Source organism: Cesiribacter andamanensis AMV16, from assembly GCF_000348925.1.
Lineage (GTDB): Bacteria > Bacteroidota > Bacteroidia > Cytophagales > Cyclobacteriaceae > Cesiribacter > Cesiribacter andamanensis.
The window spans coordinates 25,698-48,889 of record NZ_AODQ01000017.1 but is presented as its reverse complement, the minus strand read 5'-3'; the positions used below and the strand labels follow the sequence as shown (position 1 = coordinate 48,889).

At 54.3% G+C, this 23,192-nt stretch carries 16 protein-coding genes, 2 tRNA genes and 3 pseudogenes; 12 read left to right on the top strand and 9 right to left on the bottom strand.

The features are described 5' to 3' along the window. Positions 1–145: 145 nt before the first annotated feature. The 3 genes from ADICEAN_RS05090 to ADICEAN_RS22270 all read left to right on the top strand — a co-directional run bounded on the left by ADICEAN_RS05090 (position 146) and on the right by ADICEAN_RS22270 (position 1,625). The gene (locus ADICEAN_RS05090) at positions 146–817 is read left to right on the top strand and encodes a hypothetical protein (RefSeq protein WP_009194468.1); all 672 of its coding nucleotides are present in this window, start codon (positions 146–148) and stop codon (positions 815–817) included. After that, positions 814–1,194 (top strand): type II toxin-antitoxin system death-on-curing family toxin, encoded by a 381-nt coding sequence (locus ADICEAN_RS05085; RefSeq protein ID WP_009194467.1) that lies wholly within the window; start codon positions 814–816, stop codon positions 1,192–1,194. Before ADICEAN_RS05090 ends, ADICEAN_RS05085 begins: the two co-directional genes overlap by 4 nt. A gap of 107 nt (positions 1,195–1,301) precedes the next feature. Next, the gene (locus tag ADICEAN_RS22270) at positions 1,302–1,625 is read left to right on the top strand and encodes a hypothetical protein (RefSeq protein ID WP_009194466.1); all 324 of its coding nucleotides are present in this window, start codon (positions 1,302–1,304) and stop codon (positions 1,623–1,625) included. A 63-nt stretch (positions 1,626–1,688) separates the two neighbouring features. Here the strand turns inward: ADICEAN_RS22270 and ADICEAN_RS05075 are convergent, their stop codons facing one another. From ADICEAN_RS05075 to ADICEAN_RS22545, 3 genes are all read right to left on the bottom strand, one after another. Continuing rightward, positions 1,689–2,816 (bottom strand): hypothetical protein, encoded by a 1,128-nt coding sequence (locus ADICEAN_RS05075; RefSeq protein ID WP_009194465.1) that lies wholly within the window; start codon positions 2,814–2,816, stop codon positions 1,689–1,691. A gap of 275 nt (positions 2,817–3,091) precedes the next feature. Continuing rightward, the gene (locus ADICEAN_RS05070) at positions 3,092–4,531 is read right to left on the bottom strand and encodes a M48 family metalloprotease (RefSeq protein ID WP_009194464.1); all 1,440 of its coding nucleotides are present in this window, start codon (positions 4,529–4,531) and stop codon (positions 3,092–3,094) included. 178 nt (positions 4,532–4,709) lie between these two features. Then, a complete protein-coding gene (locus tag ADICEAN_RS22545) occupies positions 4,710–4,880 on the bottom strand; it encodes a hypothetical protein (protein WP_009194463.1) in 171 nt (56 codons plus the stop codon). Between the two features lie 379 nt (positions 4,881–5,259). On the opposite strand from ADICEAN_RS22545, the gene ADICEAN_RS05065 reads away from it, so the two are divergent. Both ADICEAN_RS05065 and ggt read left to right on the top strand, forming a co-directional pair. After that, positions 5,260–6,360, top strand: a complete 1,101-nt coding sequence (locus ADICEAN_RS05065; RefSeq protein WP_009194462.1) for a PAS domain-containing sensor histidine kinase — start codon at positions 5,260–5,262, stop codon at positions 6,358–6,360. 138 nt (positions 6,361–6,498) lie between these two features. Continuing rightward, entirely contained in the window at positions 6,499–8,187 is a 1,689-nt protein-coding gene (gene ggt / locus ADICEAN_RS05060; RefSeq protein ID WP_394330742.1) for a gamma-glutamyltransferase, read from the top strand. A gap of 98 nt (positions 8,188–8,285) precedes the next feature. Here the strand turns inward: ggt and ADICEAN_RS05055 are convergent, their stop codons facing one another. Beyond that, a complete protein-coding gene (locus tag ADICEAN_RS05055; protein WP_009194460.1) occupies positions 8,286–8,930 on the bottom strand; it encodes a protein-tyrosine phosphatase family protein in 645 nt (214 codons plus the stop codon). A gap of 62 nt (positions 8,931–8,992) precedes the next feature. After that, a complete protein-coding gene (locus ADICEAN_RS05050; protein WP_009194459.1) occupies positions 8,993–10,015 on the bottom strand; it encodes a hypothetical protein in 1,023 nt (340 codons plus the stop codon). Positions 10,016–10,496: 481 nt separating this feature from the next. On the opposite strand from ADICEAN_RS05050, the gene ADICEAN_RS05045 reads away from it, so the two are divergent. From ADICEAN_RS05045 to ADICEAN_RS22965, 3 genes and pseudogenes are all read left to right on the top strand, one after another. Beyond that, positions 10,497–12,575: a DNA methyltransferase gene (locus tag ADICEAN_RS05045; protein ID WP_009194458.1), complete on the top strand. Its 2,079-nt coding sequence runs from the start codon at positions 10,497–10,499 to the stop codon at positions 12,573–12,575. Further along, positions 12,526–12,888 (top strand): annotated as a pseudogene (locus ADICEAN_RS23835) (type IIL restriction-modification enzyme MmeI); the annotation flags it as partial. The gene ADICEAN_RS05045 and the pseudogene ADICEAN_RS23835, both read left to right, overlap by 50 nt. Then, on the top strand, positions 12,889–13,251 hold the full coding sequence (locus ADICEAN_RS22965) for a type IIL restriction-modification enzyme MmeI (RefSeq protein ID WP_009194457.1): 363 nt from the start codon (positions 12,889–12,891) through the stop codon (positions 13,249–13,251). 177 nt (positions 13,252–13,428) lie between these two features. Here ADICEAN_RS22965 and ADICEAN_RS05040 read toward each other — a convergent pair. The 4 genes and pseudogenes from ADICEAN_RS05040 to mutS all read right to left on the bottom strand — a co-directional run bounded on the left by ADICEAN_RS05040 (position 13,429) and on the right by mutS (position 17,216). Beyond that, positions 13,429–13,514: transfer RNA gene (locus ADICEAN_RS05040), tRNA-Leu, on the bottom strand. 71 nt (positions 13,515–13,585) lie between these two features. After that, positions 13,586–13,658: transfer RNA gene (locus ADICEAN_RS05035), tRNA-Gly, on the bottom strand. A 128-nt stretch (positions 13,659–13,786) separates the two neighbouring features. Next, complete coding sequence (locus ADICEAN_RS05030; RefSeq protein ID WP_152426319.1) at positions 13,787–14,557, bottom strand: transposase; 771 nt, start codon at positions 14,555–14,557, stop codon at positions 13,787–13,789. 32 nt (positions 14,558–14,589) lie between these two features. Then, positions 14,590–17,216: pseudogene (gene mutS / locus ADICEAN_RS05025) on the bottom strand (DNA mismatch repair protein MutS). 293 nt (positions 17,217–17,509) lie between these two features. On the opposite strand from mutS, the pseudogene ADICEAN_RS05020 reads away from it, so the two are divergent. From ADICEAN_RS05020 to ADICEAN_RS05005, 4 genes and pseudogenes are all read left to right on the top strand, one after another. Further along, positions 17,510–18,051 (top strand): annotated as a pseudogene (locus ADICEAN_RS05020) (TrmH family RNA methyltransferase). Between the two features lie 73 nt (positions 18,052–18,124). Further along, a complete protein-coding gene (locus ADICEAN_RS05015; RefSeq protein ID WP_009194451.1) occupies positions 18,125–19,042 on the top strand; it encodes a DUF4349 domain-containing protein in 918 nt (305 codons plus the stop codon). A 63-nt stretch (positions 19,043–19,105) separates the two neighbouring features. Beyond that, a complete protein-coding gene (locus tag ADICEAN_RS05010) occupies positions 19,106–19,915 on the top strand; it encodes a hypothetical protein (RefSeq protein WP_009194450.1) in 810 nt (269 codons plus the stop codon). Positions 19,916–20,172: 257 nt separating this feature from the next. Further along, positions 20,173–23,184: a SusC/RagA family TonB-linked outer membrane protein gene (locus tag ADICEAN_RS05005; RefSeq protein ID WP_040396272.1), complete on the top strand. Its 3,012-nt coding sequence runs from the start codon at positions 20,173–20,175 to the stop codon at positions 23,182–23,184. Positions 23,185–23,192: the final 8 nt, after the last annotated feature.

Sequence of the window (23,192 nt, the reverse complement as noted above, 5' to 3'; positions counted from 1 at the left end):
ATGTGAAGATACGGCTTATAGCGTAAAGAAGGAATAACTTGGTAGCATATTTTGAATAGTTAGAATATTTAGTTGTGTTTTTTCTGAACCACTCTGAGCGTTGGGCGATGAAACAACTGCTTAGGCTCTTAATACTTGAGCAGCCATGGCAGTAGACCCCCGCTATACCGATCCCACCATCCTGCTGCAGCTGCATGAGCAGGAGCTTGCCATTAGGCAGTATGTGCAGCAGCTCAGCGGCACGGCAGCCCAGCGCAACCGGCAGCTGCAGCAGGAGGGCATCTTTGCCCGTTACCGGCACATTCACGCCAGCTATGTGGCGCTGGGGCGCTACCACCGCAGCCGGGAGCTGCGCAACGAAGCCCTTAAGCGGGCCCTGTTTCTGAGCTGGTATGCCGAGGTTGAACCCGCCCCCTTTACCGGCCTGGCCGATCTGGAGGAAGACCGCATCACCGAAGCCTGTTACCGGCTCAACACCCTGGTGGAAAAGGGCTGGCTTGCCCCCGAGCTGATCTGGATGCTGCAGCACTATGCCCGCTGGGAGTGGATCATGCTGCAGTATACCGAAAACAAGTTTGGTCCCGTCACCCACTGGCTTAAGGCGCAGGACCCGGAGCACAACCCCCTGCCCCGGGCCAGCCTGCCCCCCGGCAGCATGGAGGGCAGGGGCCTGATGGGTCTTTATTTTCAGCAGCTGGGCGTAGAGCAGCCTGCGCCCGACCGGGCAGCATCTGCCCCAGACCTGCAACAGCGGGCGCGTCTGGTTGAGCAGATCATGGCCGAAGATGCCCCCCTGCTAAAACGCCTGGGCCGATGATGGAAAAGCAAGAGGTGCTGCAGCTGCATGAGCGGCTGAACGAGCGCTTTTTTGGCGCATCGGGCCTGCGGGATGAGCGTGCCCTGGAGGCCGCCCTGGCCCGCCCCCTGGCCTCTTTCGGGGGAGACGAGCTCTACCCCGGTCCGCTGGAAAAGGCTGCTGCCCTGGCTGAAAGCCTTACAAAAAATCACCCCTTTGTAGAAGGCAACATGCGCACCGCCTATGTACTGATGCGGCTGCAGCTGCTGGAAGCAGGCCTGGACCTAAGCGCCGGAGAGGAGGAGCGGCAGCAGCTGATGCTGGCGCTGGCCACCAGCCGCATGCACTATTCCCAGCTGCTTGCCTGGCTGCAGCAACACACAAAAAGGGCGCCCTAAAAAAGCCCTTTTCAGGCAGATAGGGCCCCTTTTAGGGTAGAAAGTATGCAAGCCGAGTATCTTTCTCTTCCAACTTTTCGTACATAAATCGAGATAAATTTGGAATAATGATAACGGATGCACATATATTAAAACAGCAATACATAGACGATTACAGTATAGACGGCATACATCCGCTGCACAGTCTGATCCTGGACGAATGCTGCGAAACTGCCCTGAAGCTTGGTAAGCATGATTACTCCACCCTCAGCACCGCTGTAACGGTGGCTTTTCTGACCTGTTTGTCGAGCCTGAAATCCGTCATTGAAGAAGGTTTCAAGGAATATGATACCGTAAAGATCGTGTACCGCGGTAATCAGTTTATATTTGAAACCCTGCATGACCCTGCACTGGATAGCGCTCGCCTGAACTTTATTAGGCATGAGAACTAGTCTGGTTTTCCAGAAAAAGCCCCGGATGCACCCGCTTCCGGGGCTTTTTTGTTTCAGCGCGGCTCAGGGGCTTTTCACCAGCTGTTGTGCCAGCACCCGGCCATCTTCGCCCAGCAGTTTGGCCACAAAGGGGGTGTTGGTCTTGTGCAGGTGCAAAAACTGGATGTGCAGGTCGTAGGCGCCTATGCCCAGCTCGCTGTAGCGTTTAAATTCCTCTACCAGTGTGCCATCCTGCAGATAAAGGGTAAGGCTGGCCCGCCGCACCGGCTGCCGTAGCTCAAACTGAAAGGTGAAGGAAAGCACGCTGGGCTGAACATCCCGGGCTTCGGTATGCCTGTCTACCTTCATCTGAGCCAGTACCCTGCCCGATTCGCTGATCACCTTTGCCCAGTAGACCGGCTCATCACCCACAGCTACGATCTCGTTTACCCCAAAGGTGTAGTGCTTAAGCCCGTGCGACAGGGGCTGGTTCTCGTAATAGGCCCATTTTTTATTGCCCTGTGCATCACAGAGAATAAAGGAAGCCCGCTGGTCGGTAGGGTTGTGGAAGGCTAGCACCCCTTTTTTGAAAAAAACCGTTACCGTAGGGCTACGGCTCTCCTTTGCCTTTACATGCACCCCTGCGCTGGCCTGGCCACTGGCAGCAGCTGCATGCGCCATCAGGCTGGTGGCGGGCCGTACAAAGGCAGAATCCACATATACAGGATAGAGCCCTCTGCCATCGGTAATGGCCCACACAAACATCTGCCCCCACTCTTCGGCCAGGGGTGGGTAGCGGGCCAGCGTATCGCCCAGCACCTTCAGGGAGGGAGACGCCAGGCCCTGGAAGTGGTACACCCCCCGGGCTGCGGGGGCATAGCGGGAGGCATTCATGCAAAAGCCCTGCAGGCTCACTAGTTTTTCGGCCCCGGCCTCCAGTACCAGCACGTCTTCTGTTGCCGTAAACAGATCCTGGGCTCCGCTATCCTGCGCTTTAAAGTGCAGGCCGGGGGGTATGCGCAGCCGGATCTGTCGCTTCAACAGGCTGCGGATCTTTAGCTGCAGGTTTTGCCTGCCCAGGCCACCGGCCGCCTGCGCCGAAAGCGTTACCATGTTCTGCGCAAGGGCCTGTTGCAGGGGGGTCTCCTGTTGAGCCTGGGCAAGGCTGCTCAGCAACAGCAGCAGCAACAGCGCCAGTAGGTTTTTTTTCATGGGGTCGTTTTTTTGGATAAAGGCTGAGCCAGCGGAGCAGGGCCAGGAGCATTTGTAGGCCTGGCCCTGCCTGGCCCCTTCTCAGCTTAATGCAGGCCGGTACAAAAGGTCATCCAAGATCCATGAAAAATGCCGAAAGCTGCCGCCAAAAGTATGCACTATGGTACAGGTGTAAAACCTTGGCGCATATGTGCCGCCCTGCAGAGCTAAAGGCACAAAAAAACTCCGGCAGTGCTGGACTGCCGGAGTTAGGTAAAAGGGGGGTGAAAAAGGGCTTACCTGCGCACAACTTTAATGAGGGTGCCCGAGGGTACCTGCTCGTTTAGCTGCATGCCGTTAAGAATGGCAAACTCCTCCAGGCGGTCGTTGGGGATCTGGTTGCTGCGCAGGGCCTGCTCCAGGCTGGTAGTCTGCTGTACGGGCACTATGCGCAGGCGCTCAGGCTGGCGGTTCAGTTTAGAGGCATCGGTAAGTTCCCGGAAGCTTTGCATGGTAGAGCTAAACAGCTGGGCATAGCTGTTAAAATCCTGGGCGGCGCTTACCCCCATCAGGCTGTAAATAACCCCTCCATACTGGATAAAGTAGGAAAGGGTGCGCAGTGTGCCCTGCTGCTGCTGCAGATCGGCAATCACCGCCAGCGCGGGCAGTCCGTTTACGGTGGTGTTCTGGCTTTCTACAGGCTGCAGCTTGTATTGCTCCATGGTATTCTGGGCCGCTTCCTGCAGGCTGTTGCCCTGGGCCAGGGTAAGCATCATCATGGCCTTGCCATCGGGTGCGGCCATCTGAAAGGCCTGCGGGCTGTTCTGGTGCCGCCAGTTGGCCGGTACGGGAAACTGAAAGCGCAGCTCGGGATGATAAAACACCCCATTCTCCACAAAGCCCTGCTTGGGATCTTCGCCGTAGATCATGCCCTCCAGCATGCGCAGGTAATTGTTGCGGTTTATCTGGGCATTGGTCAGGTTTGCTTTTTGCTTCCACTCGGCTGCCAGCTGGTGTACAGTTTCGTAGCGCTCGCCCGGATCGGGGTGGGTAGATAAGAAGTTGGGAATAGGCTCCTGCCCGGTAGAGGCAGACTGTCGCTGCAGGGTCTGGAAGAAATTGGCCATCTGGGCGGCATCGTAGCCGATTTTGGTTGAGTACTCTACGCCCAGGCGGTCAGATTCCCGCTCATCGTCCCGGCCATGCTTAAGAAAAAGCAGCTGCAGGCCCTGGGCGGCCGTATTGCCAAACTGGGCAAATTCCGGAGAGATCACCATGCCCAGCAGCAGGCCCCCCTGGGCCAGGGTAGCCTTGGTTTGTTGCTGAGCCGAGTGGCGGGCCGTTATGTGGCCGATCTCATGGCCTAATACGCCGGCAAACTGAGCCTCATCATTAAAATGAGCCATAATGCCCCGCGTAAAGTACACGTAGCCACCGGGCACGGCAAAGGCATTGATCACCGGCGAATCCAGGATCTTAAACTCATAATTGAGCTCTTTGCGGTGGGAGATGGCCGCCATTTGCTGGCCTTTCTCCTGTATGAAGCGCTGCATGGCGGGATCTTCATACAGACCAAACTGGGCCACGATCTGCGGATCGGCCTGCTGGCCCATGGCAATCTCCTGGTTGGTGGATACCAGGCTTACCTGCCGCTTGCCGGTAACCGGATTGGTAGCGCAGGAATCAAACAAGAGCAGTGCCGTCAGTAGCAGACAGCTTAGCGCATATTTTCTCATTATAGTAAGGTTGTTTCGGTTAAACGATTGGTTGTGTAAAAGGCAGCAAGCTAAAAAAATCTACTTTACTGGACTATTAAACCCAATATCTGCCTTTTTGTTACCCAATACCGTGCCAGGAGCGTGCACCTACCCGCTCGCTATACCAAAGGGGCCCGGAGCAGCCAGGGGGCAGCCGCTACAGCACGCCTTCCTGCAGCAGCAAAAATAGCAGCAGGTAGAGCAAAATGGCAATGATCACATAGACAAACGCGGTCTGTTCCGCAGAGGGGGGTTCCTCCTCCTTTTCAGGCTTCCGGAGCGAAAAAAACCTGTAACAGAATTCCTTAAGTTCATTGAGAAACTTCATACAAACACCTTGGCCCCGCCTACGCAAGAGGCGCAGGTACAGGGGGTACACATATTCCAATAGGGAGTGGGCGGCCGCAGAAAGGGGGCGGCGCGTACCGCAAAGCGGTAGGGGGTAGGTGCCCGGTCAGGGCGGAGTGGGGCTGCTTGTTAGAAGCTGGGTGTTCATACCAACGCTGGTCTGGATAGTCAGGCAGGGGGCTGCTCCCTTCCGGCTACCAAAAGAGAACCGGAAAGCAGGCGCAGGGTTTTAGAGAAAGACAGAATTTAACGATAACCTACCAGTGGCTCGTGCGCTGCTGGCGGGTGCTGATAACTGTTTGTGAAGAGCTACCGTACATATTTTGCAACAAATTGCCGCTTCAGGTATTTATCAGTACATGCATTCGTCTATCACCTTTCTGCAGCAGCTGGTAAAACAGTCAACCGACCTTGCTTTTGTATACTCCGTACAAGAAGCGCGTTTTCTCTATATCAGCGAATCGGTTGCGGCCTTTACCGGGCTTGCGCCTGACAGCAGCGGCGGCGGGCAGCCGCAGCAGCCCCTGCCGCTGCGGCTGCTGGAGCTGGTACCGCAGGAAGAGCATGCTTACCTGCGCTCCGGCTTTGAGGAGCTCATTGAAAAGGGCGCTGGCTCGGCTGCCCTGGAGTTTAGGGTGCAGCGGCCCGACCAGACCCTCTCCTGGCTGCGGCTAAAGGCGTACTGCCTGCAGGAGGAAGCCACAGGCAATCTGCAGCTGCTTGGCATGGCCGAAGACATCACCCGCCGCAAGGAGTATGAGCTGGCCCTTCTGGCCATGAAAGAGCAGAAGAATATTGTGATTCAGGTGCTGGGCCATGACCTGCGGGCGCCGCTCAATACCATTTCCCTATCCATGTCGCTGATGGGCCGGGAGCTGAACCTGGAGGAGAACAAATCGGTGAAGCAGCTGGTGGAGATTGTGGAACGTACCTGCCGCAACTCCCTGGACATGATCAAGGAAGTGCTCAACCTGGAGTACCTGGAGACCCAGGAGCTGGGCATCAAGAAAACCCGCATCGACCTGGTGGCCAGGATGCAAAGCCAGCTGGATGCTTTCCGGCTGCTGGATAAAGCAAACAAGACCTTTATCCTGCACACCACTACCGAATCGATCTATACCACCATTGACAGCATCCGGCTGATGCTCATTATGGAAAACCTGCTGACCAATGCCTATAAATTTACCGAGGCCCGGGGTCGCATAGAAGTAAGCCTGGAAGAGCGGCCTCACACCATTCTGATCACCGTAGCCGACAATGGCATTGGCATACCCGATGCGCTCAAACCCCTTATCTTCGATAAATTCACCCGGGCCCGCCGCAAAGGCACCCAGGGCGAGCAGCCGGTAGGACTGGGCATGCACCTGATCAAGACCATGACCGATCAGCTGGACGGAACCATTCGGTTTGAGAGCCAGGAGGGAAAGGGCACTACCTTTTATATAGAGCTGCCCAAGTAGCCTGCCCCGGGCCTGATAAGGAGAATCATCATGCCCTTTCAGCCACCTGGCCTGCCAGTGGCCAAACCCCGCAGGGCCTTTCAGGGTATACTCTATAGCCGGACCCTGCCTTTTCTGTTGATCAGCAATCTCCTGATGATGCTTACCAAATACGCTTTTTCCCTGCTTTTTCTCCTGCTGTTTGGCTGCCGGGAGCCCGATCTGCTGGAGCGGGGCCTGGTCACCGAGCAGGCCATGGTGGTGTCGGCCCACCCCCTGGCCTCGGCTGTGGGTACCGAGATCCTGCGCAGGGGGGGCAATGCGGCCGATGCTGCCGTAGCCACTGAGTTTGCCCTGGCGGTGGTCTATCCTGATGCAGGTAACATTGGCGGCGGGGGTTTTCTGGTGCTGCGCTTTGCCGATGGTACTACTGATGCGCTTGATTACCGGGAGACCGCCCCGGCAGCGGCCCATCGGGACATGTACCTGGGCCGGCGGGGCGAGGTACAGGAGGAGCTGAGCCTGAAGGGCCATCTGGCGGCCGGGGTGCCCGGCACCGTTGATGGCATGATGCGCCTGCACGACCGCTACGGCACCCTGCCCTGGGCCGAGCTGCTGCAGCCGGCCATTGAGCTGGCCGAGCGCGGATTTCCCCTTACCCGAAAAGAAGCCAAAAAGCTGAACCAGTACCACAAAGACTTTGTCCGCTACAATACCCGCCGGCCCGAATTTGTGCTGCGCGGCCGCTGGCGAACGGGCGATACGCTACGCCTGCCCGAGCTGGCCCATACCCTGCGGCTGATCCGGGATAAGGGGCGGGCCGGTTTTTACGAAGGTGAAACCGCCGAAAACATTGTGGCCGAAATGGAGCGGGGCGGGGGCATCATCACCAAAGAAGACCTTCTGAACTACAAGGCCCTCTGGCGCACCCCCCTTACCGGCCACTACAAAGACTATACGATAATCGCCATGCCTCCTCCCTCCAGCGGCGGCATTTCACTGCTGCAGCTGCTCACCATTAGCGAGCAATATCCCCTGGCCGAGTGGGGCTGGCACACGGCCCAGACGGCCCACCTGATGATCGAGGCCGAGCGCCGGGTGTATGCCGACCGCTCCCGCCACCTGGGCGACCCCGACTTCTGGGAGGTGCCCGTAGAAGGCCTGCTGAGCCGGGAGTATATTCTGGAGCGCATGGGCAATGTAGACCTGGAAAAAGCCTCCAGCAGCGATGCCATTTATGCCGGCGAGCCCCAATTCTCAGAGAGCCCCAACACCACCCATTACTCCATTGTAGATGCCCAGGGCAATGCCGTATCGGCCACCACCACCCTCAACAGCACATTTGGCTCGCTGGTGTTTGTGGATGGGTCGGGCTTTTTGCTCAACAACCAGATGGATGATTTCAGCGCCAAGCCCGGGGTGCCCAACCAGTACGGCCTGCTGGGCGAAGATGCCAATGCCATAGCGCCGGGCAAGCGCATGCTCAGCTCCATGACCCCTACCATTCTGGAGAAAGACGGCAAGCTCTTTATGGTGGTGGGCAGCATGGGGGGCTCTACCATTATTACCACCGTGTATCAGATCATCCTCAATGTAGTGGAGCACGACCTGAGCATGCAGGGGGCGGTAAGCGCCGGCCGCTATCACCACCAGTGGAAGCCCGATGTGGTGCTGTCGGAGTGGAATTCCTATAATTCCGGCACCTACTTTCCCCTCCTGTTCAAGGGGCACACGCTGGTGCCCCGCTTTGGCACCATAGGCCGGGCGGCGGCCATACTGGTGCTGCCCGACGGCCGGCTGGAAGGTGGCGCCGACCCCCGCGGCGATGATGCGGCGGATGGATTTTGAGGGGGTGGGTGGCCTGCCACTCGGTACTGGGTACTGGTGCCACGAATTACTCGTGGCACCAGTACCCAGTACCGAGTGGCGAGAAAGAGGCTACAACACTACCCCCTTGCAAACTGATCGCCCCAGGTCAGGCGCTCTTCTCCGGCTTGCTCGGCTGTAACAGAACGCAGGCGCAGCAGAGATTCTCGGGCGTCTGCCTCCCCCTGGCCCAGGTAGCGCAGCAGTCCGTATGTGATCATGCCGGTCCGGTGTATGCCCGCCGAGCAGTGAATGTAGAGCCTGCCACCGCCAGCCAGCAGGGCTTCCATCTCCTCATAGAGGGTGATAACTTCCTGCGCAGCTTCGCCGGTATGGGGGCGCGAGGCCGAGAAGGGAAACCAGATCCAGCCCATGCCCGCCTTCTGTACCTGCTGGCCGATGAGGAGCGCGCCTTCCTTTTCCTGCAGCAGCGTAAGTACAGCCGTTACCCCTTCGGCCTGCAGCCCGGCAAAGGAAAGCTTGCCACCCGGCTTGTGGCCTATGGCCAGCGACCCCTTTAGCAGCGGTAGCCAGGATAGACCTGTGGGGCGAGCCTGCGCCTTTTGGGCCTGTTTGATCAGGCGGATGTACGGGCCAAGTTCCTTTCCCTGAGCAGTATTTTCGGCAAGGGCAGCCTTCAGGCGGCTGATAAGCGCTTCAATCTCCCCTTCCGCCACCTGGCCCTTTCGGATCAGGGAGAGCATTTTTTCGATCTGTACTTTCATGGTACCCTTAATGCCGGCTGGGGCAAAAAGTGAGCAGGCCGGGGCGCAAAAAGTGGTTGCGATCAGTCAAAACTTTCTACTGGCGTTTTTTCAAGCTTATTCAGGGCCAGCTGCAGCTCGGCCGACTCCAGGATGATCTTTTCCAGGTCTTCCCACAGGTACTGGATCTGCTGAAGGGAAGTGACGTGGTAGGCCGCCAGCTGGTTTTTGAACACATTGTTCTTAAAGCGGCTATAGTAGTTAATGCCGGCCAGTTGCTGATCTACCGTTGTCAGGGTTTGCTGCAAGTAGGCCAGGTGGGCATTCCAGTGGGGGGCCAGGGCCTTTAGTTGCTGGTCCATGTGGGCAATCCGTTTTGCCTGGGCAGCCAGCCGGAGCTCTTTTACCAGTTTGGGTTCTTTGTTAGACACCACCTGTTGCCTGAGGTGGCTGGCCACCAGGGGTATTTTCTTGTATTCGGCCTGTTCCCACTCCCACACCTGGGTGTTGTGCTGGCGCACGTTCTGGTATAGTGCCGCAATTTTTTGTTGCAGGCCGCTGTAGGAAGACGGCTCCAGTTGGGTGCCATTGAGCTGAAAGGAGATATCGCCCATGGTGTTCAGTACCTCAGACACATCCTCCTCTTCGGCGCCGTTCAGCTGCCCGCCGCCTGCTGTCATGACCTGCTGCATTTTCATGGCAAAGGCCATTTGCTCCTGCTGCGACATGGCCTCCAGTTTTTTCTGGAATGCCGGGTCCTGCAGTTGCTTCATCAGCTGCTCCTGTTCGGCGGTGGTTGACCCGGCACTGGCGCTCAGCACCAGCGAGGAGGCCTGCATTTCTTCGATGATCCGCTCAAGGCTCTTTTTCCGGGTGGCAAAGGATTCGCTGGGGACCATCTTTTGCTGATGTGGTTCTCCAGCCGTAGCCGTAGCCGTTGCCAGCGAATAGGCAGCCGCAGAAGAGGCGGGCAGTGCGGGCAGCTCCTTAAGCAGCGGGCTAGCGGGCTTGCTGTACAGCCCGGGCTGTTGTTGGGCAAAGGCGGACGAAAAGCAGAACAGCCAGAGCCAAAGCGCAGCGGCTGTTCTGGAAGATGAGGGTTTCATAGGATATGAAAAAAGTAGATAAAGGAAAAATGACATAAATTATATAACAATATTGCGATATATTTTTATTTAGGCAATACCTGCATGGAGAATGGTAATTGAGATTTATCTGTAGAGAAAGCCGGGACTTAGGCAGAAGCAGATGAATATGTATGGAAAGATAGGTAGGAGCTATCTCATAAACACCTTAGAGTAAGGTCGTCATCCCGGCGTAGGCCGGGATCTGTCTAATTAAAGTGTCAAAGTAACCTGCTTCTTATCATAAAGTAAAGAGATCCTGGCCTGTGCCGGGATGACGCGTGGAGTCAACCTATTTATGGGATAACCTCTAACTACCCCTTTCTTCATATGTACCAAGCTTAAACCTGTATCATTCCTAGCGCTGAGGGGGGTATTTCGGTAAAAGAAGGGGAGGTGAGGCCGGTGATATTCCTTTTTCTTATAAATAACATTAAATTGATCTCGGGAATAATGAAAGAACATGGCCTTAAGCTGGAACGAGATCAAAGACCGGGCGGCAAAGTTTGCAAAGGAATGGGAGCATACCCATAACGAAGAAGCCGACGCCAAGCCCTTTCTGGTAGAATTTTTCAACATATTTGGCATCAGCAGCAAAAAGGTAAGCACCTTTGAGCACCGGGTGAAAAAGCTCGATGAGCACAAGGGCTACATCGACCTGCTCTGGAAAGGCACCCTGCTGGTGGAGATGAAAAGCCGGGGCAAGAACCTGGACAAAGCCTTTGCGCAGGCCCTGGACTACCTGCATGGCCTCAAGCAGCATGAGTTGCCCAACTACATTCTGGTCTCCGACTTTGAGCATTTCCGGCTCTACGATCTGCTGGAAGAAACCACCGTTTCCTTTCAGCTGAAGGACCTGGTGCAGCATGTGCAGCACTTTGGCTTTATTGCCGGCTATCAGAAACGCATTTACAAAGAGCAGGACCCTGTAAACATACAGGCTGCCGAGTTGATGGGCCGCCTGCACGACCGCCTGAAGGATGTGGGCTACGAAGGCCACCCTCTGGAGGTATACCTGGTGCGCCTGCTGTTTTGCCTTTTTGCCGACGATACCACCATTTTTGAAAAAGACATCTTCCGCGATTTTCTGGAGCTGCGCACCAGCGAGGACGGCAGCGACCTGGGCGCCCGGCTGAGCGAGCTGTTTTATGTGCTGAATACCCCCCGCGACAAACGGCTGAAAAACCTGGATGAGCAGCTCAACCGCTTTCCCTATGTAAACGGCAAGCTGTTTGAAGAGCCCCTGCCGCCAGCTGCGTTCGATACCAAGATGCGGCAAACCCTGCTGGACTGCTGCGGCCTGGATTGGGGGCGTATATCGCCGGCCATTTTCGGCTCCATGTTCCAGAGCGTAATGAATGCCCAGGAGCGCCGCAACCTGGGCGCACACTACACCTCCGAGAAGAACATCCTGAAGGTGATAAAACCCCTGTTTCTGGATGCGCTCTGGCAGGAGTTTGAAAGCATTAAACACAACCGCAACAAGCTGCCGGAATTTCATAAAAAGCTCAGCCAGCTAAAGTTCCTGGACCCGGCCTGCGGCTGCGGCAACTTTTTGGTGATTACCTACCGTGAGTTGCGCCTGCTGGAGATCGAGATTTTGCGGGCCATGAACCGCAGCGGACAGGGATTTCTGGATGTGCGGGAGATCATCTGGCTGGATGTGGACATGATGTACGGCATCGAGTACGAAGAATTTCCCGCCCGCATAGCCGAGGTAGCCATGTGGCTGATGGACCACCAGATGAACATGCTCATCAGCCAGGAATTTGGCCAGTACTTTGCGCGCCTGCCCCTGAAGAAAGCCGCTACCATTGTGCATGGCAATGCCCTGCAACTGGATTGGGAAAGTGTAGTGCCGAAAGAGCAGCTGAGTTATATTTTGGGAAACCCGCCTTTTGTAGGAGCTAAATTTCTAAACGATTCTCAGCGTCAAGATTTGAGAATTGTTACTTTGGGTGTTGAAAATGGTGGCTTGTTAGACTATGTTGGTGGATGGTTTATTAAAGCTGCTAGATATATTAAAGATACCAATATTGGTGTAGGCCTTGTATCTACCAACTCAATTTGCCAAGGTGAACAAGTGGCGCCATTATGGAACTACCTATTCTCGTTAGGTGTAAAAATTCATTTTGCCCATACAAGTTTTCCGTGGGAAAGTGAAGCGAGGGGAAAGGCTGCCGTTCATGTGGTTATAGTTGGCTTCGGTAATTTTGATGTTGTAGGAAAAAGAATCTTTATTAAAAGATCAATCTCTGAAACCGATGAAGTTAAAGTAAAGAATATTAATCCATATTTAGTAGAAGGGTCAGATGTAACAATTGCTAGTAGAAATAAGCCAATATGCAATGTTTCGGAAGTGGCCACTGGGAATAAACCAATTGATGGGGGGCATTATATATTTAATGATGAAGAGAAATCGGCTTTTTTAGTGTTAGAGCCAAATGCGGAAAAGTACATCTTACCTTTTTTAGGCGCAGTTGAGTTTATTAATGGTAAACGGAGATGGATACTATATCTTAAAGAAGCCAAATCCTGCTGAACTCAAAATGCTGCCTGAAGTTATAAAGCGGATTAATGCAGTAAAGAAGTTTAGGCTTTCAAGCTCAAGTAAGCCTACAATAAAATTAGCTTCAACACCAACAAGGTATCATACTGAAAATATGCCTGATGAAAGCTTTTTGGTAATACCTGAAGTATCCTCTGAAAGAAGAAATTACATACCAATAGGTTTTTTACACCCGAAAATTGTATGCAGTAATAAATTGAGAATTCTGCCCAATGCGAATTTATTTCATTTCGGTATATTGAATTCTCTTATGCATATGACATGGATGCGTTATACGTGTGGGAGAATGAAATCAGATTATAGCTATTCAGTTAGTGTAGTCTACAACAACTACCCCTGGCCGGAGAACCCCAGCGAAAAACAGGTAAAAGCGGTAGAAGCCGCAGGGCAAAAGGTGCTGGATGTACGGGCGCAGTTTCCGGACAGTTCGCTGGCCGATCTATACGACCCCCTCACCATGCCCCCTGCCCTGGTGAAAGCGCATCAGGAGCTGGACCGGGCCGTAGACCTTTGCTACCGGCCGCAGGCCTTTCCCTCGGAGGCCAAGCGCATGGAGTTTCTCTTTGAGCTCTATGAGAAATACACCGCCGGCCTGTTTGAAAAGGAAAAACCGAAAAAGGCCCGGAAAAAAGCCGCTGTTGCAGACTAGCGGAGTCGGGAGTGGTGCCACGAATAGGCCCCCTGCAGCGGAAGTGGAGCGGCCGGCAACCCAATCGTGGCACCACTCCCTCCGGCCTCCTTCCACTGCCAAATGTTCTTTCTCAGGCAGGAGATGGCCCGTAAAATCAAAAAGCCCTGACAACAGCAGTTATCAGGGCTTTTTCCGTACCAGGAGCGGGAATCGAACCCGCACGGCACTTGCGTGCCACGGGATTTTAAGTCCCGCGTGTCTACCTATTCCACCATCCCGGCGGCCGGCTGCGTGGCAAAACCACATAGCCTGTTAACGAAAAAGCATCCCGGTATCTCAGGATGCTTTCTTGAGCGAAAGACGGGGTTCGAACCCGCGACCTCGACCTTGGCAAGGTCGCGCTCTACCAGCTGAGCTACTTTCGCGTGTGTTTTTTATGTTTTCCCTCGCGCTGTCCGCTTGGGATTACAAAGGTAGGGCAAAGCAAGAAAAAGGCAATAGTGGTCGGTAAAAAAATTTAAAAAAATTTTAGAAAAGGGGCGTTCCCGCCCTCTTACGCCTGTAGAACCCCCTTCCACTGCTCGGGAATCACCAGGGCCGACTCCTGCAGAAACTGCTCCACCTCGCCTGAAATTCCCAGCAGCTCCGCTGCCACCTGCTGCTGCACAATCCCAAAGGGCCGCTTTCCCACATATTCCTGAATAGAAGAATAGGGCCAGGCGGTAAGCTCTTGTACCAGTCCGGCCCGCAGGGGGTTTTGGTGGATGTAGTGAAAGCAAATGTAGGGGTAGCCTTTGCGCCCGTCCAGCGGCTTGAATTTGCTGTTTTGCTGGAAGAGCGAACCGCTCCACCCCCTTTCTTTATTAATGCCCCGGGAGTAGGAACTCAGCAGCACCCGGTAGTGGGTGGAAAATTCCTGTGGTTCTCTATTTTTCTTGAGCTGGAGCAGAAGATGAACATGGTTTGGCATCAGGCACCAGGCCAGCACATCTGCTACGGGCACCAGTTGGATTTGCATCTTCCGGATAAAATAAAAATAATGCTGGGGCGAAAAGAAAATGCGCTGCCGGTTATTGCCCCGGGTATAGACATGATAAAGCTGGCCGTGGGTGATGGACATGGTGCAGGGGTAGGGGGTAACGAGTGGTGGCACGAGTGATTCGTGCCACCACTTTCTTTTATACCCGCTACTGCCGGCTATTGTTTTAAGCGGGGTAGTAGGTGAGTCCTGGCACGAGCGGTAGTCGGCCCAGGACCGGGCCGGTCGAGAGAAGGTGTTGTAGGAAGGAAGCAGCTGGGCTGCCAGGTCCAGTATTGGTGGCACGAGTGATTCGTGCCACCACTCGTCGCATACTGCTACCCCTTCTTTCCGTTTTCCAGCAGCCCTTTGATCTCATTCAGCTTGAGGAGGGCTTCTACGGGCGAAATGACGTTGATGTCGGTTTTTTCGATGAGCTGGCGCACCTGCTCGAACTTTGGGTCCAGCTCGAAGAGGCTCAGCTGGTAGGTGTTTTTGGGCACTTCCTTTACCTTCTGCTGGTGCTGCAGGCGGCTCTTGTCGCCCTCCAGGTGGTGCATGATCTCGCTGGCGCGAATCACCACCCGGTTGGGCATGCCGGCCATCTGCGCCACGTGGATGCCGAAGCTGTGCTGGCTGCCACCGGGCTGCAGCTTGCGCATAAAAATTACCTTGTCGCCCACCTCTTTTACCGATACATTGTAGTTGCGCACCCGCGGCAAATCCTCGGCCAGCTGGTTGAGCTCGTGGTAGTGGGTGGCAAAGAGGGTTTTGGGGCGGTGCTTATCATTCCCATGCAGGTACTCCACAATGCTCCAGGCTATGGAGATGCCATCATAGGTGCTGGTGCCCCGGCCAATTTCGTCCATGAGCACCAGGCTGCGGTTGCTCAGGTTGTTGAGGATGGAGGCGGTTTCGATCATCTCCACCATAAAGGTACTTTCGCCCCGGGAGAGGTTGTCGGAGGCGCCCACGCGGGTAAACACCCGGTCTACCAGCCCAATGGCCGCCCGCCTGGCCGGCACAAAGGAGCCCACCTGGGCCATGAGCACAATAAGGGCCGTCTGGCGCAGCAGGGCCGATTTACCCGCCATGTTGGGGCCGGTAATGATCATGATCTGCTGCTCGTCGGGGTCCAGCAGGGTATCGTTGGGGATGTAGGGCTGGTCGGCGGGCAGCTGCTGTTCAATAACGGGGTGGCGGCCCTGCTCGATGTCGATGGCAAAGCCCTCATTGACCTCCGGCTTTACATAGCCCCGCTTTTTGGCCACCAGGGCAAAGCCGGCCAGGCAGTCGATGGTGGCCAGTACCCGGGCGTTTTGCTGGATCTGGGCGGTGTATTCGGCGGCGGCAGCCACCAGGTCCAGGAACAGCTGCTGCTCGATGCTGTTGATCTCGCCCTCGGCATTCAGGATCTTTTCTTCGTAGGTCTTGAGCTCTTCGGTAATGTAGCGCTCGGCGTTTACCAGGGTCTGCTTGCGGATCCAGTCCTGCGGCACCTTATTCTTATGGGCGTTGGTCACCTCCAGGTAATAGCCAAATACCTTGTTGTAGGCCACCTTCAGGGACGAGATGCCGGTGCGGGCGGTTTCGCGCTGCTGGATCTGCAGCAGGTAATCTTTGCCGCTGAAGGAGATGCTGCGCAGTTCGTCCAGTTTCTCATGAATCCCATCGCGCATCATGCCGCCCTGGTTGATGACCAGGGGTACCTCGTCGGCCAGCTCCCGCTCAATGCGCTCCAGCAGGTAGCTGCAGGGGTTGAGCTGATCGGCCAGCTTGCGCAGGGGGTCGATGGAGGTATCGGCCAGCAGCTCCCGGATGGGTTGGGTGTGCTTAAGGGCGCGCTTGAGCTGCAGCATTTCCCGGGGGTTGATGCGGCCCACGGCTACTTTGGAAATAAGCCGCTCCACATCGCCGATCTGCCGCAGGCGCTGGGCCAGCTGCTGCAGGAGATCGGACTGCTGGCCCAGGGCCTCTACCACCGAGAGGCGCTCCTGTATGGCCGGAAGGTCTTTGAGCGGCATCACCAGCCAGCGGCGAAGCTGGCGGGCACCCATAGGGGTGCAGGTTTGGTCCAGCACCGAGATCAGCGGGATGCCATCGGGCTGCTGGGGGTATACCAGCTCCAGGTTGCGGATGGTAAAGGGGTCGAGCCACACATAGTGCTCTTCGGCAATGCGGGAGAGCTGGGCAATGTGCTTCATGTCGTGGTGCTCGGTCTCCTGCAGGTAGTGCAGAATGGCGCCGGCGGCCACTATGCCCTCAGGTAGATCCTCTACGCCAAAGCCCTTCAGGGAAGAGGTGCCGAAGTGTTTGGTGAGGCATTCGTAGCCGTATTCCCACTGGAACACCCAGTCTTCGGGCGTATAGGTGCTGAAGCTATAGGTTGAAAAATGCTCGGCAAAGGCCTTGCGGCTGCCTTTGCTGTAGATCACCTCCGAGGGCTGCAGGCCCTGCAGCAGCTTTTCGGCATAGTCCAGCGGGCCCTCGGCCACCATGAACTCACCGGTAGACACATCCAGAAACGAAATACCAATGCTGCTTTTGCCAAAATGCAGGGAGCAAAGGTAGTTGTTGCGGCTGCGCTCCAGCACCTGGTCGTTAAAGCTCAGGCCGGGCGTTACCAGCTCGGTAACCCCCCGTTTCACTATGCCTTTGACCATTTTGGGGTCTTCCAGCTGGTCGCAGATGGCCACCCGGTAGCCGGCCCGCACCAGGCGGGGCGGTAGGAGTCCAGGCTGTGGTGCGGAAAGCCGGCCAGCTCTACCTCTGAAGCCGAGCCGTTGGAACGCTTGGTGAGCACAATGTCCAGTACCTTGCTGGCGGTAACGGCATCTTCGCCAAAGGTCTCATAAAAATCGCCTACCCGAAATAAGAGCAGCGCACCGGGGTGCTTGGCCTTGATGGCGTTGTACTGCTTCATCAGGGGGGTTTCTTCTTTGGGCTTGGTCTTGGTATGGCTCATGGTCTGGGACAGGCTGCTGCGGAGTAAAGCGGGTATTGGAGGCAGGGCAACCAATTCCAAAGATACGAGATAGGGCGCACAATTTTGAAAGCCGTTTCGGTTTTAAGAAAATAGGGGTCAATTTTGTGGGCGGCTGCGTTGCCGCCTGTGCTTCTGACCCCTGTTGGTAAAAAGCTAAGCAGGCTGGCTGCCATACCGCCCGTCGGCCACCCGATACCTGATACCCCATATCTGAAACCCCATACCTGAAACCCCATACCTGATACCCCATACCTGATACCCCATCCCCCTCCATGCGCAAACTAAAACTCGACGAACTAAACCGCCTCTCTCCCCAGGAATTTGAGGCCCTGCCCAAGCACCCCCTGGTACTGGTGCTGGACAATATCCGCAGCCTGGCCAATGTGGGCAGCGCCTTTCGCACCGGCGATGCCTTTGCCGTAGAAAAGATCTGGTTATGCGGCATTACCGGCACCCCCCCGCACCGGGAAATTCACAAAGCGGCCCTGGGCGCTCAGGAGACGGTGGCCTGGGATGGGCGGCCGATGCCGCCGCCCTCTGCCGGCAGCTGCAGCAGGAGGGCTACCGGGTGCTGGCCGTAGAGCAGGCCCAGGGCAGCACCCCCCTGCAGCAGTTTGTACCGCAGCAAGGGGAGAAATGGGCGCTGGTCTTTGGCAATGAGGTAGAGGGGGTAAGCGAAGGGGTGATGCAGCTGGCCGATGCTGCCCTTGAAATCCCCCAATGGGGCACCAAGCATTCGCTGAACGTGGCGGTAAGCATGGGCATTGTACTCTGGAGCCTGGTGGAAAAGCTCCATCTCCCGGAAGGGCAATAGCATCTTTCAGGCAGGAAGTTGGGCAATTTCAGGAGCGGGGTGTGCGTTTTAGCCAAAACCAATCCGCTCCTCTATGAAAGCGTTCCTCCCCTATCCCCTTATACTGTTGCTAGCCCTGGCTGCCTGCGAGGGCAGCGGCTCCGGACAGGACTATACCGAACGGGCCTCAGAAGATGTGCTGTATGATATTCCCATGACCGAGCAGCCGGCTCCGCCTATGGAGTATGCCGAAGAGCTGGCCTTTGCGCCGGAAGCCCGGCAGGCCGGTGGCCCCTCAGGCCCCTCCGGCGTAACGCAACCCCCGGTAGCCAGCTCCGATACCATCCAGAAACAGATCATCAAAACGGCCTCCCTGGTCTATGAGGTAAAGCAGCTGCAACAGGCCCAGTACACTGTGGATAGCCTGGTGAAGCGGCTGGGGGGCTACATTTCTTCTTCCAACCAGAACAACTCCTCCCAGCGGCATGAGCTGAACCTCAGCCTGCGCATTCCCTCGGCCCGTTTTGATGCCCTGATGCAGGCCCTGGCTGCGCTGCCCGAGCGCATCGACCATCAATCGGTAGAAGCCCGGGATGTAACCGAAGAGTACATTGACCTGCGCAGCCGCCTGCAGACCAAGAAAAAGGTGGAAAAGCGCTACCAGGAGCTGCTCCAGAAAGCCAATACAGTAAAGGAGATCCTGGAAGTGGAAGAAAAGCTGCGCCAGCTGCAGGAGGAGATTGAAGCCAAGGAAGGGCAGCTGCGCTACCTCACCCATCAGGTAAGCTACAGCACCATTCACCTGAATATGTACGAAGTACAGAAATTTGAATACCTGCCCAGCCGCAGCCCCCATTTTGGACAGCGCATACTGGGAGCGTTAGATGGGGGTTGGCAATTGCTGCTGAACCTGGTACTGGGGCTGGCCTACCTCTGGCCCCTGGCTCTGGTAGTTGCGGTGGCCGTGCCGGGCATCAGGGCCTACCGCAGACGCCGGCAAAGGGGGCACTAGGCCCCTGAGGGCAACTTTTAGGGGGGAGTTGAGTAAAAGAATGTATACCATCACCGTTACGGTATGAAAACAAGCATTCAACTTCTGTCCATCCCCCTTCTGCTTCTGCTGAGCAGCCTCTTTTTAGGGGCGCAGCAGCCGGAAGAGGGCTTGTTGCTGACCACCCACAGCCTGGATACCGAAACCAGGGCCAGCCGTACGCACATTTACCTTAGCAGCGAGAAGGTGCTGCTGGCAGTAGAGGGGGAGCAAACCGCCCTGCTGTTTGATGCAAAGAAGGAAACGCTTTATCTGCTGGACCATAAAAAAAAGGAATTTACACGCCTGAGCCAGGGCGAGCTGGAAAACATCAGCAAGCAGATTGGCCTGGCCACCGCCGAGCTGCAGCAGCAGGTTAAAAGCCTGCCGGCAGCCCAGCGCAGGCTCCTGGAGCAACAGCTGGCGGATGCGCCAGTAGAACTGCAGGAGCTGGCCTACACCCAAAAAGCAGCGGAGATAGCCGTTAAGCACTGGACCAGCAGCAAGTGGGCAGGTACAGCCAGCGGGCGGCTGCGGCACGAGCTCTTTATGGCCCCCTATGCCGAGCTGGAGGTTGATAAAAAAGACCTTGAGGCCCTGCTCCGCCTGAGCGCCTATGTGCAGCAGCATCAGTTTCAGCTGGGCCGCTCCCTGCCGGCAGCCATGATCCAGCTTGCGGGCAATCATCCCCTGCAGCAGGCCGGACTGCCGGTAAAGAGCATTGCCTACGATCCGGAGGGCAAGCCGCTCTTTACCTGCACCCTGGAATCAATAGAAGCAATAGAAATGCCGGCGGGAAGCTGGGATATTCCGCAAGGATATAAAGAGAAAAAATTCATTGCCGGACTGCAGTAGGCCGGCACCTTCTTTTTTTAAGCGCCCTTTGGTATTCCAAAGGGCTTTTTTTGGTTCGTACAACTTGGTGGTGCACCATCTGATAACTTGCATGATTCCAATAAATCATCTGCTTTCGGGCTTTGCACATCTATTTGGTAAAAACTAAAATTATTAAGCGTATATTTTGTCAAAAGTGCTTATTTCCTATATTACACCCATCAATTACTTTTTAAACGCTTTTTTTAAGACGCACTAACCACCATAAACTTTTATCAATGAAGAGGATTTTACCATTAGCCGGCTGGGCTATCATGGGACTGCTGCTGTTCAGTCTTCCGGCATTTGCCCAGTTTACCGTAAGCGGAACCGTCCGGGATCAGGCAGGCGGAGACCCCCTGCCCGGGGCAGCCGTTCGTTTAAAAGGCACCACCCAGGGGGTAGTGACCGACCTGGACGGTAATTTTTCAATAGAAGTACCCGGCAGCCAGGGGGTATTGGTGATCTCATTTCTGGGCTATGTAAATGAAGAAGTGAGTGTAAATGCCACCACCCGGCCCCTCACCATTACCCTTAAGGAAGACATTGGCCGGTTGGAAGAAGTAGTAGTGACCGGTCTGGCTACTACGGTTAAGCGAAGTAACCTGGCCAATGCTGTATCAACTGTATCAAGTCAGGAGTTAGTAGGGAACACCACTCCACAGACTATTGACAATGCCCTCTACGGGAAGATAGCAGGTGTGAATATGAATGCAAACGGTGGTGCCCCTGGAGGGGGGATTAATGTGCAACTTAGGGGTATTTCAACACTTGGTGCAGGCTCTTCTCAGCCTTTGTATATTGTTGATGGGGTGTATATTGATAATTCCTCCATCCGTAATGGGCGTACGCAGGCTAGTGGAGCTGCAGCAGGGCAGGCAGCATCTAATCAGGATGATGCTGCTAATCGCATTGCAGATTTAAATCCTGATGATATTGAGCGAATTGAAGTGCTTAAAGGACCTTCGGCAGCCGCTATATATGGAACACGCGCCAATGCAGGTGTAATTATTATAACTACCAAAAAAGGAAAGCAGGGAAAAACACAAGTGCGGCTAAATCAGGATATAGGATTTGCCAAAGCACAAAATCTGGTAGGTTTTGATCCCTGGAATGAAGATAAAATACGGACCTACTATGGCGAGGGAGAACGTGGGCAGTTAGAATTAGAGCGTTACCGGGAAGCACAAAATACAGGTCGTATTTCCGACTGGGAGGAAGTTTTTTACGGTGAGACCGCTATGTTGTACAATACCCAGCTTAGTTTATCAGGAGGTGGCGAAAAAACGCAGTTTTTTGTTTCGGCCGGTATTCAAAACGAAGATGGAATTATTAAAAATACAGGGTTTGAGCGATACTCAATACGTGCTAACGTAAACCATGAGTTAAGCAAACTATTTAATTTGAATCTAAACACTAATTATGTTCGCTCTGACACAGATCGGGGATTTACAGGGAATCAGAACAATACGGGGGGGTCTATAGGCTACAGTATTGCATATACACCTTCATATGCTCAACTATTTCCTGATGAGCAGGGAAACTACCCCAATAATCCCTATTTCAATGATAACCCTCTGGCTATCCGGGATCTGGCGACTAATAATCAGAAAGTAGATCGTTTTATCACGTCAGCGTCTTTAGATGGTAATCTGATACAGACCAGCAGGTCTCTTCTGAAATATACCATTAATGGAGGGGTGGACTACCTGAGTTCGAATTCTCTGGTCCATATGCCCGAGTTCTTACAGCACCAACAGGCATCATCAGAACCGGCTGGAGATGTGTTATGGGGGCGTCAGGATAATATAAATACAAATCTCCAGGGTTTCTTGATCTATAATACTTCAGTAGGTGGCTTTGATCTTACCAGTCAGGCAGGGGTAGTTCGTTTAGATCAGCATGCAGATTTTCTTCTCCAAAGAGGAAGAGGATTAGTGGGAGGGCAAAAAAATCTGCAGTGGGCGCAGGTATCAAGTTCTATTGATCAAACAGAGACCCGAATTACAGATTTTGGCTGGGTGTTACAGCAGGAAGCTAACTGGGAAGATAAGATCATTGGTACACTAGGTATACGCTGGGATCGCTCAACCCTAAACATGAATCAAAACGAATATTATCCTTTTCCACGCGCTTCGGTTGCTGTAAATCTTAACAACTTCGATTTCTGGCAGGGGGCAAGCCAATATGCAAACGCGTTTAAGGTACGGGCTGCCTATGGCCAAACCGGAGGTCTACCAGTATATGGTTCAACATTTGAATCACTATCGCCACAAATTATTGGAGGTGAAACTGGCGGTCAGGTGGGTACACGTGGGGTTGATCCTAATCTGGTACCCGAAACCGCCTCGGAACTGGAGCTTGGTATAGACGCAGGTTTTCTGGATAACCGAATTACGCTAGAAGCTACTTACTATAACAAGAAGGTGTATGATCTGATTCTCGATCTGCAGCCTGCTGAAGCTAGTGGAATTCTGGCCATTGCCACTAATGCAGCTGACCTGGAAAATAAAGGTTGGGAACTTGGTTTGGGTGTTATGCCGGTTAGAACTTCCAATCTAGTGTGGAGTACACAAACACTTTTTTGGAATAACCAATCAAAGATTACCAAAATGAATATCCCAACCCGCACTGTTGGTGGATTTGGTCCCTCGCTCGGATCTTATTTGCTGGCTGAAGGGTATTCTCCAACTACCATCATTGGTACTCCGGCAGCATCTGATGTACCCGGCGGCTATACAATATATGGAGACCGCCAGCCTGATTTTAATCTTACCTTTCTCAACAATTTCTCTATTGGTAACTCCCTTGAATTTAATTTTCTCATTCACTGGAAAAAAGGTGGTGAAAATATAAACCTATCTTCTTTGTTGTGGGATGATGGTGGCCAAACTCCTGGTTGGAGCGGCGATACCGATAATAATGACACACCAGATGGCCTCGATAGGCTTTTAGACTGGGCTGTGAATGGTAATACCGGAGTATTTGTGCAAAAGGCAGATTATGTAAAGCTGCGTGAAATAGGTCTATATTATACGTTGCCTAAAACCCTTACTTCTGGTGTTGGTGGAGGTTTTATAAACAAAGTAAAGCTGGGGGTTTCCGGCAACAATTTCTTACTATGGACGCCTTATGAAAGCTATGATCCTGAAACGTCGAACTTTGGCAGCCAGCCTATTGCCTCAAATATAGAGGTAACTCCCTATCCTAGCTCTCGACGTTACTTTTTTCACCTCAATGTTGAATTCTAATCCAGCCT